The following is a 12,600-nucleotide window of genomic DNA, read 5'->3' as shown; positions in this document are numbered from 1 at the left end:
TTCCTGTTTTTCCTCCTGATGTTGACATCTCAAAACTTGCAGAAAAGGCAATTAAATCTCAATCATCTAATTGACATTTCATAGCAGGTCTTAAGAGTATCATTTTTTGTCAGCCATTTACACAAAAATCTTTACAGGGTCAATGGCTCCTTGTGAAAAAAAATTGCTCTATCTACCTACTACAAGTTCTCCATAAATTCTTATCATTCTTTCGTCTATTTCTACGTCTATGTATGTATTTGTTCCGGTGATTTATGTCATGAGACTATTCCTTAAATTTTACTTTTTACTTCTTCAAACCAACTATAATAATTGTCAAATACAGAAATATCGTCCGTGGTTTGGTTTTCATATTTCAGTTCTGCATTAAACTTTTTAGTCTTTGGTTCATACACAAGTTTCATAAGTTTTGGAACAGGCTGATTATAATTTTCACAAATACCTTGTATTTTTTGAATGTCTTCATTCAAGATATCCAAAACTTGTTCCTGACAATCATCTGAAACATCAAAAATTACTTGTAATCCTGCATTATTAAGTTTACTGCAGTTATAAAGAACATTATTTATACAATAAAAATGTTGATTAAAAATCAGTCCTTCATTTGCAGCATAGATATAAATTTTATCTGCAACACCTTTCGAATATTCATTACAAATATCCACCATATCCGCCTGTAATTCTGAAAATTCATCTTCAAACATTTTTATCCCTAATTATATATTGTCGGTACTTTTACCATATCCCCATTTACTTTATACTTAATATTAAATCCTTTAGGTCTATTATTGATACCATCATATATTATTTCAATTTTTAAATCTGTTATTTCATCTGGAACAGGTTTCTTTTTAAGGATTTTTTTATCAGGTTCTTTCAATTTCTCGATTGGCTGTCGGTTTTCAAAATCTATTTTCTTTCGATGACTAAATCATGTGAATATCTGTCAAAAATATAATCGCTGAATAAAATTTCTATTTTTCCGTCTTCAAGAAATTCAAAATTAAGATTTTCAATTATATCTATGTCTAAATCCTGATTTTCCTTAGATATGTTAAAACCATCATCAAAATCTGCGTTTAAAATGATGTCGTGAAGTTCTTTGAGAGACCAACCAGAAGCTTCTGAAAGATTTACAAAACGTTTTGTTTTAGTATCATAACAAAATGATTTGTACTCATGGGTTTCATGAGGAAAGCCGGTGTCATAACTAAAATAGCAGATGATAGAAATATAATTTTTATAAGTAATAATTTTTCCAAGACTTGATGTAAAATATCCACGCGCAGTTCTTGGTTTCCAGTTCAATATAATTCTATTGTAGAAGTTTGCACAATTCCAGCTGATAAATTCATTCATTTTATTTATGACAGTTTCATAATTTTGTAATTCGTCTTCTGAAAGTCCTGTTTTTTCATTCAGTTTAATAAATTCTACGTGAAAAACTCTACGGTCCGATTCTTCATCGGTTGTGATAGTTGAATATATTTGATTATTAATAGTTACTTCATTTGTAACTTTTACTTCTTCTGGTGGAACGAAAAGCTTAAAATTTTTTTCATTAACGGCAGCATTCAGTTTATACAGATTTATATTGTTTGATTTTGCGTATTCAAAACAATCTTGATAAATTATTTTCGCAGAATTGTAATGAAGAATGGGAGAACTATTGAAATATTCGTGAATTGATTCATTGTTTCCTGTAATAAAGATATAGCGCAGTGAATAACTATAAAAAGGACATGAGAAGAATCTTTTTTGTGAATCATTGAATTGAACAAATTTTAAATCAGGACAATCAAAATAGCTAACACCTTGAATTGAATCAGGAAGAATCACACCTTGAATTTTTGTATTTTCATAAGAAAAATAGAAGTCTTCTTTCCATTCAGGACATTCTGTTTTAGAAAAATCCAGAATAAACAACTTGTCCTTATTGCTTTCATCATTCATAGCAGAATCCAGAGATTCCATTATCTTTTTATAGGTGATATTTCTAGAAAATTTTAATCGTATGTTGTTTGATTGAGCATATGATCCTTGAGTTAAGCAAAACAAAATGAAAAGACAAAACAAAGATATTTTTTTCAAAGTCTTACTCCTTTTTCATTATAAACTATATGCTCAAAAAAAATACCCGCCCTCCAAAAGGAGAACGGGCGTATTTCCACCCACTATGTTAAGCCGAAGTCTGCGAAGCAAGTGTCGGCTTTGAAGTAGATTTCTCTGGTGCAAAGCATCCAGAGCATAGATTGATTTTAAGCCGCAGCCATGTAGTGGCTGTCGGTTTTCAAAATCTATTTGAGGTTGATCATAGACTTGTCATAGTCTGCTGGAGGAACGAAGCCCATGAGCTGCATCAGTGTTGATGGCCATGAAGAGATTCCGAGACCGCTGTTGAGTTCAAGTTCATATTCGCCCTTGTATTCTGGGTCGTAGATGATGCCTGGAACTGGGTTCAAAGAGTGTGAAGTCTTTGGCTTTGGTTCGCCGTCTGCATCCTTTGCTACTGATCCGTCCTTCTTGTGTTCGTACATGTCGTCTGAGTTACCGTGGTCAGCTGTAAGACAGAGGATTCCTCCTGCCTTTTCAATTGCAGCCTTAAGACGACCAAGCTGAAGGTCCATACCTTCCATAGAACAGCAAACGGCGTTGAATACACCAGTATGTCCAACCATGTCACCGTTAGGGTAGTTGAGGCGGATGTGGTCATACTTTCCAGATTCAATAGCTTCGATAACTTTGTCTGTGATTTCTGCACACTTCATCCATGGGCGCTGTTCGAATGGAACTACGTCAGATGGAACTTCTACATATGTTTCAAGGTTCTTGTCGAATTCTCCAGGGCGGTTACCGTTGAAGAAGTATGTAACATGTCCGTATTTCTGTGTTTCAGAAATTGCCATAAGGTGTACACCAGACTTTGTAAGGTATTCACCCATTGTGCGGTCGATTGAAGGTGGGTTAACGAGGAACTGTGCTGGCTTGTGGTTGTCGCCATCATATTCCATCATTCCTGCGTATTCAACTGCTGGGCGGCGAACGCGGTCAAAGTGTGGGAAGTTGTCTTCTTCGAATGCTGCTGTGATTTCGAGTGAGCGGTCACCGCGGAAGTTGAAGAAAATTACAGAGTCTCCGTCAACGATTGGTCCAACTGGCTTTCCGTCTTTTGCAACAACGAATTCGTGCATGTCCTGGTCAAGGAGACCTGCGTTTTCTGTGCGGTATGTGTTGATAGCTTCTGTTGCTGATGCGAACTGGCGTCCGTCTGCAAGAACGTGAGCGTGCCATCCGCGTTCAACCATAGACCAGTCTGCGCCGTAGCGGTCCATTGTGATGTACATGCGTCCACCACCAGAAGCAATCTGGTAGTCTACATCTGTGAATTCAGCAAGGTATTTTTCAAGTGGTTCAAAGTATTCAAGTGCTGATGTTGGTGGAACGTCGCGTCCGTCGAGGAGGGCATGAACGCGCAAAGTCTTAACGCCTTCCTTGTGAGCCTGAGCGATCATTGCCTTAAGGTGATCGATGTGTGAGTGAACGTTACCGTCAGAAACAAGACCCATAAGGTGGAATGTTGTGTTTTTGTCGTTTACATTCTTTACAAGCTTCTTCCAAGTTTCACCTTCAAACATTTTTCCAGAAGTAATTGATTCTCCAACAAGTTTTGCACCCTGAGCAAAAACGCGTCCACAACCGATTGCGTTGTGTCCAACTTCAGAGTTACCCATGTCGTCGTCTGATGGAAGTCCAACAGCGGTTCCGTGAGCCTTAAGCTGTGTATGTGGACAGTTGTTTGTAAACCAGTCCAGGTACTTCATTTTAGAAGCCTTAACAGCATCACCTTCTTCATATTTACCATATCCAACGCCGTCCATGATAACGAGGACAACTGGACCACGACGACCCTGCCATTTTGGGTCTTTCTTCAATGCTTCTACAGACATGTGTATCTCCTGTGATTCCGATGAACGGAATTATATGTATGATTTCAAACGCAATTATTATATAGAAAAAATAAAAAAAATTAAAGTTGCAGAGATTGCCATCAATAAAAAAAGCCGCCTTTTTCAAGGCGACTTTATGGTTGAGTGTTATCTAGCCTTATTTAATTGCTGCATGGAATTCCTGGAGGGACTTAACACCACCTTTTCCTTCCTTGCTTGCTTCGATACCAAGTGCTGCGGCACGGGCTGCGGCAATTGTTGTGATATAAGGTACCTTATACTTGAGGGCAGCCTTACGAATTGCTTCCTCATCGGCTACTACACCGCGGCGAACTGAAGGTGTGTTGATGCACAGGCATACTTCCTTGTTGAGGATTACATCCATTACATTTGGACGGCCTTCTGCAATCTTGTTTACCTTTTCGCATGGAATACCGTTTTCTGCAAAGTATTTTGCTGTACCTTCAGTTGCAATAAGTTCAAATCCAAGAGAAGAAAGCTTCTTTCCGACTTCGATGATCTGTTCCTTGAGTGCAACCTTATCGCTGAGGGAAACGAGGATCTTTTTCTTTTCTCCAGCCTTTGGTGCTGCTGGAAGTTCTGCTCCAGCTCCTTCCTGGCTCTTGAAGTATGCCAATGGGAAGCTGTCAGAAAGTCCAAGAACTTCACCAGTTGAACGCATTTCAGGTCCGAGGACTGGGTCAACGTTAGGGAATTTTGTGAATGGGAATACTGCTTCCTTTACGCCGTGGTGTGGAATTACCTTGTCCTTAAGGTTAAGGTCTTTGAGTGATTCACCGAGCATAAGGCGTGTTGCAAGACGAGCCATCTGTGTATTACATACCTTTGATACAAGAGGAACTGTGCGGGATGCACGAGGGTTTGCCTCGATTACGAATACCTTTCCGTCTTCCATTGCATACTGCATGTTCATCAAACCGCAGACATGGAGGTTCTGTGCGATCTTTGTTGTGTATTCCTTAATTGTTGCAAGATTGTCCTTGCTGATTCCAACTGGTGGAATTACACATGCTGAGTCACCAGAATGGATTCCTGCAAGCTCAATGTGTTCCATTACAGATGGAATGTAAACTTCCTTTCCGTCTGAAAGTGCGTCTGATTCGCATTCAAGGGCGTTGTGGAGGAAGCGGTCGATGAGGAGAGGACGGTCTGGTGTTACGCCTACTGCCTTTTCAACGTATTCAGAAAGCATCTTTTCGTCGTAGATTACTTCCATTCCGCGTCCACCAAGAACAAATGAAGGACGAATCATGATAGGGTAGCCGATTTTGTCAGCTGCTGCCTTTGCTTCTTCAAAGTTAACTGCCATTGCACTTTCTGGCATTGGGATTTCAAGCTTGTCCATCATCTTGCGGAAGAGGTCGCGGTCTTCTGCGATGTCGATTGAGTCGATGGATGTACCGAGGATGTTTACGCCTTCATCGCTGAGGGCACGGGCAATGTTAAGTGGTGTCTGTCCACCGAACTGAACGATGACACCCATTGGCTTTTCTTTTTCGTAGATCTGGAGAACATCTTCGAGTGTAACTGGTTCAAAGTAAAGCTTGTCTGATGTGTCGTAGTCTGTAGAAACTGTTTCTGGGTTGCAGTTAACGAGGATTGTTTCGTATCCCATTTCCTTAAGCTGCATGGCTGCGTGACAGCAACAGTAGTCAAATTCAATTCCCTGTCCGATTCTGTTTGGACCGCCACCGAGGATCATGATCTTCTTCTTGTTGTCTGTTGCAGGAGCCTTGTCTACATCGTTGTATGTTGAATAGTAGTAGTTTGCGTTTTCTACGCCAGAAACTGGAACTGCAAGCCATCCTTCCTTTACGCCAAGTTCTGTTCTCTTCTTGCGAACGTCCTTTTCGCGGATTCCGAGGATTTTTGCAATGTACTTATCGCTGAAGCCTTCTTTCTTTGCCTGGATGAGAAGATCATCTGCAGGTAGCTGACCTGGTGTCTGGAGCATCTTTTCTTCTGTTGCAACAAGTTCAGCCATTTCCTGAAGCCATTCTTTCTTTACGAAGGTAAGTTCGTTGAGCTTGTCCAAAGAAACACCCTTGCGGATTGCTTCGTAAAGGATGAACCAGCGTTCAGAACTTGCAACTTTAAGCATGTCGCAGAGTTCATCAGCAGACTTCTTGTTGAAGTCCTTAGCAAAACCAAGGCCTGCGCGTCCGTTTTCAAGACCGCGGATTGCCTTCTGGAATGTTTCCTTGAATGTCTTACCGATGGCCATAACTTCACCAACGGCCTTCATCTGTGTTCCAAGGGAATCTTCTACACCACGGAACTTTTCGAATGCCCAGCGTGCAAACTTAAGAACAACATAGTCTCCGTCTGGAGCGCCACCTGCTGTGTACTTGTCCAAAGTTCCGTCGCGCCAGTATGGAATTTCATCCAATGTCATGCCTGAGGCAAGCTTTGCTGAAACGAGGGCGATAGGGAAACCTGTAGCCTTTGATGCAAGGGCAGAAGAGCGTGATGTACGAGGGTTGATTTCGATGATTACAACTTCGCCTGTCTTTGGATTGTGTGCAAACTGAACGTTTGTACCGCCGATAACACCGATTGATTCAACGATCTTGAATGCGTCCTTTACAAGACGGTCTTCAAGTTCCTTGTCGATTGTCATGAATGGGGCAGCGCAGAATGAGTCACCTGTGTGAACTCCGACTGCATCGATATTTTCAATTGTACAGATGGCGATCATCTGGTTCTTTGCGTCGCGAACAACTTCAACCTCAAGCTCTTCCCAACCGAGAATTGACTGTTCGATAAGACACTGGTGTGTGAGGGAAAGGTCGAGACCGTTTGTTACGATTGTACGAAGTTCTTCCATATTGTAGCAGAATCCACCACCGGCACCACCCATTGTGTAAGCAGGGCGGACTACAATTGGGAAACCGATTGTTGTTGCTATCTTTTCAGCTTCTTCTACTGTATAGCAGATGTCGGATGCTGGAGTCTTGATTCCAAGCTTCTGCATTGTTTCCTTAAAGATCTCACGGTCTTCACCGCGTTCAATGGCATCAAGATTTACGCCGATAACCTTTACACCGTACTTGTCAAGGACGCCAGCCTTGTTGAGCTCCTGCGCAAGGTTAAGTCCTGTCTGTCCTCCAAGGTTTGGAAGGAGGGCGTCTGGGCGTTCCTTTTCGATGATTTGTGTAAGGCGTTCAAGATTAAGTGGTTCGATGTAAGTTGCATCTGCCATAACAGGGTCTGTCATGATAGTTGCAGGGTTTGAGTTTACGAGTACGATTTTGTATCCCTGTTCACGAAGGGCCTTGCAAGCCTGTGTGCCGGAATAGTCGAATTCACATGCCTGACCGATAACGATTGGACCTGAACCAATGATAAGAACTTTGTTGATGTCTGTTCTCTTAGCCATTTTAGTAACCCCTTAAAAAAAAAGCTGAATCCGCAAAAACGAATTCAGCTAAAATTCAAAATAAAATAAATGAAAGTACCAGCAAGACAATGGTTGTGTTTCTCAATATGCTTTCCTGTTGTTACCTTCTTCATACTGAAACGATATTTTATAGGAAAGGGTGATTAAATTCAAGAAGTTTCAAAGATTTTCTAAAGTTTTCAAGGCAAAAAAAAGGCAGGTACCGAAAAAGCACCTGCCATGCATTCAGTCAGACTGAATTATTTTGCTGTAATGAGCCAAGTCTTTGTATCAACCTTGAGTGTTGATTCAATGTTTGTTGCCTTACCCATCTTGAGGATCTGCATTGATGTTTCCTTACCCTTTGATGCAAGGTGAACTACACCGTAGAAATAAGAGAGAAGAGCCTTAGGAGCCTGGGCTTCAAGTGTATCTTCTGCATTTGTAGAGCTGATCCAGATCTTTGTCTTTGTAGCCTTTGCATAGCTTGAAACAGCCTGAATGTCTGCTTCCTTACACTTTGAAAGGTCAACATCATCTATAACTACGCCAGCAACTGCGATTCCACCAGCCTTGAGGGCATTGAGTGTGTTTACAACCTTTTCAAGGCTGAAGTTGTCCTGGTTGAAGTTAAGGATTGTACGGTTGCGAGAAAGCTGTTCCTTTACATCTGCTGCGTTTGAAATTGTTTTCTTCTTTGCAATTTCATTGTAGATGTTGTCATAGGAATATTTTACGCTTTCGTTTGAATGCTGGTCAAATGATACGTGAACAAGCTGCTTTCCGTTGAGCAATGTGTCCATACCAAACTGTACGAGAACTGGAGTCTTTCCGAGCCCTTTCTTTGCTGTAATAAGTCCGAGTTCGCCTGCCTTAAGTCCACCGTTTGCTGCTGCATCAAATGCGCGGATAGGGCTGCGTTCAAAAAGTTCCTGCTTTGCCATAGTTGAATCCTCCTTTAGTAGCTAAAACTAAGCTTATAATTTTATTTTAGCACACTATTGGTAAAAAGCAATAAAAAAGGGCACTTCCTAAAACTGTAGGAAATGCCCTTTGTCAATCCGAAAGAATCGATTTAGACTAGATTAGTTTCCAGCCTTCTTTGATTCCTGATACTTCTTCATGAGTTCTTCAGCAACGTTGTTTGGAACCTTGCCGTACTTTTCGAATTCCATTGTGAATTCTGCCTTACCCTGTGTTGAAGAGCGGAGAATTGTAGAGAATCCGAACATTTCTGAAAGTGGAACTTCAGCGTTAACTGTAGATGTTCCAAGTTCATCTGTAGAATCGATGATAACACCACGGCGCTGGTTGATGAGACCGAACATGTTACCCTGGAATTCTGTAGGACCAGCAAGCTGAACCTTCATGATTGGTTCGAGGATTGAAGGCTTAGCCTTTGCGTAACCTTCGCGGAAAGCACCGATAGCTGCTGTCTGGAATGCGATATCTGAAGAGTCAACTGGGTGGAACTGTCCATCGTTGATTGTACAGCGAACGCCTACAACTGGAGCACCGATAAGGGAACCCTTTTCCATAGCGCGCTTGAATCCCTTGTCGCAAGATGGGATGTATTCGTTAGGAATAGCACCACCCTTGATTGCGTCTACGAATTCGTAATCCTTTCCTTCTTCCTGGAATGGTTCCATGAAGCCTGCAACACGACCGTACTGACCTGAACCACCAGTCTGCTTCTTGTGTGTGAAGTTGAAGTCTGCCTTCTGAGAGATAGATTCGCGGTATGCAACTTCTGGAGCTGCAACTGTAACTTCGCACTTGTATTCGCGCTTCATGCGTTCAACGTAAACAGCAAGGTGGAGTTCTCCCATACCCTTGATGATTGTCTGGTTAGATTCTGGATCAACGTATGTCTGGAATGTTGGGTCTTCCTTTGTAAAGCGGTTGAGAGCCTTAGACATGTTGGCTGCAGCAGACTTGTCAACTGGTGTGATAGCCTGAGAGATAACTGGTTCTGGAACGAACATAGATGTCATGGCAATGTTGAGTCCGCCACCACAGAATGTATCACCTGATGCACAGTCAACGCCGAAGAGGGCGATGATGTCACCTGGCATACCTTCGTTGATATCTTCCATCTGAGCAGAGTTCATGCGAACGAGACGTCCAACCTTGAACTTCTTGCGCTGGCGAACGTTGTAGAGTTCATCACCCTTACAGATCTTACCCTGGTAGATACGTGTGTATGTGAGCTGTCCGAACTGACCGTCATCGAGCTTGAATGCAAGAGCAACACATGGCTTGTCTTCAACGTTGAAGAGTTCAACCTGTTCTTCGTTCTTGTCGAGGTCGAGACCGTAGTTGTGAACTTCTGTTGGGTTAGGGAGGTAGTCAAGAACAGCGTCGAGAACTGGCTGGATACCCTTGTTCATGTGAGCTGAACCACAGAATACACCAACGAACTGTTCTGCAAGTGTTCCCTTGCGTACAGCAGCCTTGATCTTGTCTACTGGAACGTTGTCATAGTCACCTTCGAGGAGGAGTTCCATGAGTTCATCATCAAAGTTAGAAACTGCATCGAGGAGTTCAACGCGCTTTTCCTTAGCCTGTTCTACGAGATCAGCTGGGATTTCTGCAACGCGAACATCAACACCGTCGTTTCCTTCGAAGTAGTAAGCCTTCATTGCAACAAGGTCAACAACACCCTGGAGCTTGTCTTCAAGACCGATTGGAAGTTCCATCATGTATGCGTTAAGACCGAGTTTTTCGCGGATCTGACCACAAACACGTACAGGATTTGCACCCTGGCGGTCACACTTGTTAACGAAAGCAATACGTGGTACATGGTATCTCTTGAGCTGGCGGTCAACTGTGATAGACTGAGACTGAACACCTGCAACAGCACAAAGAATCATGATAGCACCGTCGAGAACGCGGAGTGAGCGTTCAACTTCAACTGTGAAGTCAACGTGACCCGGTGTGTCGATAAGGTTGATTGTTGTGTCCTTCCACTGAACCTGTGTTGCTGCTGACTGAATTGTGATACCGCGTTCGCGTTCCAATTCCATGTTATCCATTACAGCGCCGACACCGTCCTTACCCTTAACTTCGTGAATCTGGTGGATCTTGTTACAATAGAACAAAATGCGTTCTGAAGTTGTTGTCTTACCAGAGTCGATGTGTGCACTGATACCGATATTACGAACTTTAGTAATATCAAAAGCCATAGTGTATACCTCACCTAAAAAAAGATTACTTAGTAAAATATCGCCAACAATAGCAATAGTTCCGCATATTTTAGTAAAAAAACGCAAAGTATTCAATAGTAAAACTTTCAAATGAGTTAAAAAAACGGTCTTGCTTCGAAACAGAGGGGACAGACCCCTGACGAAAGCTTTGTTCCCTAGAAGCCAATGCCTTTCCTGACTTTCGTCACAAGAATCGCAGGTGCGATTCTTGACACTGGGGACAGACTCCTGGGACAAGGTAAAAAAAAGCCACTGGAAATTCCAGCGGCTTCATATTCATCCTTCATTATTTATTAATTAATTACATTCCTCAGGGTGTGCCTGGAACCATTTGAACCAGGCTTCGTCTACCTTGTTGCACCACTGGGTCTTCATTTTCTTTGCCATGAAAGAATTGGTGAATCCGTTTTTTATGATTTTCTTGATGTCTTCCAAAGTGAATCCAAGTTCATTGTAGATGTTCCAATATTCATCAAGAAGCGAACACTTGAAGAATGTAGGGTCATCTGTGTTGATGGTGATGTTGCAGCCTGCGTCGTAAAGTTTCTTTGCAGGATGATTTTTCATGTCTCCCTTGAATTCCTGGAGGATGAAAATGTTGCTGGTAGGGCAGACTTCAAGAGGAATCTGCTTTTCTGCAAGTTCCTTCATGAATTCAGGATCCTTTGCTGCCTGTATTCCATGACCGAGGCGCTCAGCATGGCAGAGATTGATGCTGTCCTTCATTGACCAGCTTTCTACGGATTCTCCAGCATGGGTAACTGTATGGAGACCGTGTTCAACCGCCTTGTCAAAAACAGGTGCGTAATCCTTTGCTGGGCCTTTTGATTCATCTCCACCAAGACCTATTCCAAGAATAAGTGGATTTCTTGCTGCGATGACATGGTTAAGGTTGTTCATTGCATTTTCCATTCCAAAGGAACGGCTTACATCGATGAGGCAGCGAACGGTTCTGTGTGAGTTTGCGCTGATTCTCTTTATGGACTTTGAGATTGTATTCATTATGTCGTTGAATTGCCAGCCTTTCTTGAGATGTGAAGTAGGGCTGATGAATGTTTCACAATAGACGATGTTATTGTCATTGAGGTAGGTTTCAAAGTCTCTGAACTGGATTTCAAGGTCTGAAATGTTCTTGAAGTAAGACTGGATTTTTATGAAAGAGGTAAGGAATCCTCCAAGATCGTTGTAATCAAAAAGGGAATTGAATTCCTCGTCTGACATCTGCTCGCCGAAATTCCTTTCATATACTTTTTTTACGGTATCACGGCTTATGACAGCTTCTTCATGAACGTGAAGTTCTGCCTTTGGAATGGACTTTAATAAATCATAAAACACTTCTTTCTTCATATTTATATTGTATAACTTTATTTTTAAAATAACAGTACTTTAGATTGTAAATGGATAAATATATCAAAAAGTTATATGCCGGATTAAAATTGGCTTGTTGCCAATTTTAATCCGGCAAAGAACTGACTTGTCCGCAGTCCGCGTCCATTTTTTGCTTCGCAAAAAAACGTCAGTTCTTTCGGCTTTTTAGATTGACCTCGTCCGCGGTCGTTTTTGCTCTGCAAAAAACATCTGTTCGTGCAAAACATGGTGGACTTGTCCGCAGTCCGCGTCCATTTTTTGCTTCGCAAAAAAACGTCAGTTCTTTCGGCTTTTTAGATTGACCTCGTCCACGGTCGTTTTTGCTCTGCAAAAAACATCTGTTCGTGCAAAACATGGTGGACTTGTCCGCAGTCCGCGTCCATTTTTTGCTTCGCAAGAAAAACGTCAGTTCTTTCGGCTTTTTAGATTGACCTCGTCCGCGGTCGTTTTTGCTCTGCAAAAATCATCTGTTCGCGCAAAACATGGTGGACTTGTCCGCAGTCCGCGTCCTTTTTTTGATTCGCAAATAGCATCTGTTTGTAAGCGTCTAATTACCACCACCTAAAAATGATCAAATTTACATAATAGAATGGTCTCCAGAACGGAGGCCATTTTGAATTTATTCGATACAAAAGCAAAAAGAGAAGCTTGGCTGGACAGATATGCAGCATCAAATATG

The 12,600-nt window shown here is 41.9% G+C and carries 8 protein-coding genes; all 8 read right to left on the bottom strand.

All coding sequences use genetic code 11. From position 1 onward, the window contains the following. Window positions 1–272: 272 nt before the first annotated feature. The 8 genes from ACKI39_RS04065 to add all read right to left on the bottom strand — a co-directional run bounded on the left by ACKI39_RS04065 (window position 273) and on the right by add (window position 11,900). Window positions 273–704 carry a hypothetical protein gene (locus ACKI39_RS04065; protein ID WP_407397918.1) on the bottom strand — a complete coding sequence of 144 codons (432 nt, stop codon included), beginning with the start codon at window positions 702–704 and terminating at the stop codon, window positions 273–275. Between the two features lie 8 nt (window positions 705–712). Beyond that, the gene (locus ACKI39_RS04060) at window positions 713–880 is read right to left on the bottom strand and encodes a DNA/RNA non-specific endonuclease (protein ID WP_407397916.1); all 168 of its coding nucleotides are present in this window, start codon (window positions 878–880) and stop codon (window positions 713–715) included. 29 nt (window positions 881–909) lie between these two features. Then, entirely contained in the window at window positions 910–1,974 is a 1,065-nt protein-coding gene (locus ACKI39_RS04055; protein ID WP_407397914.1) for a hypothetical protein, read from the bottom strand. A 323-nt stretch (window positions 1,975–2,297) separates the two neighbouring features. Continuing rightward, window positions 2,298–3,947, bottom strand: a complete 1,650-nt coding sequence (gene gpmI, locus ACKI39_RS04050) for a 2,3-bisphosphoglycerate-independent phosphoglycerate mutase (RefSeq protein ID WP_407397912.1) — start codon at window positions 3,945–3,947, stop codon at window positions 2,298–2,300. Window positions 3,948–4,104: 157 nt separating this feature from the next. Then, window positions 4,105–7,347 carry a carbamoyl-phosphate synthase large subunit gene (gene carB / locus ACKI39_RS04045; protein WP_407397910.1) on the bottom strand — a complete coding sequence of 1,081 codons (3,243 nt, stop codon included), beginning with the start codon at window positions 7,345–7,347 and terminating at the stop codon, window positions 4,105–4,107. A 260-nt stretch (window positions 7,348–7,607) separates the two neighbouring features. Further along, window positions 7,608–8,291, bottom strand: a complete 684-nt coding sequence (locus tag ACKI39_RS04040; protein ID WP_407397908.1) for an ATPase domain-containing protein — start codon at window positions 8,289–8,291, stop codon at window positions 7,608–7,610. A 141-nt stretch (window positions 8,292–8,432) separates the two neighbouring features. Beyond that, on the bottom strand, window positions 8,433–10,532 hold the full coding sequence (gene fusA / locus ACKI39_RS04035; protein ID WP_407397906.1) for an elongation factor G: 2,100 nt from the start codon (window positions 10,530–10,532) through the stop codon (window positions 8,433–8,435). Between the two features lie 318 nt (window positions 10,533–10,850). After that, complete coding sequence (gene add / locus ACKI39_RS04030) at window positions 10,851–11,900, bottom strand: adenosine deaminase (protein ID WP_407397904.1); 1,050 nt, start codon at window positions 11,898–11,900, stop codon at window positions 10,851–10,853. Window positions 11,901–12,600 lie beyond the last annotated feature (700 nt).

It is taken from the genome of Treponema sp., assembly GCF_045641405.1.
Classification (GTDB): Bacteria; Spirochaetota; Spirochaetia; order Treponematales; family Treponemataceae; genus Treponema_D.
This window is presented reverse-complemented; position numbering and strand designations above follow the sequence as displayed.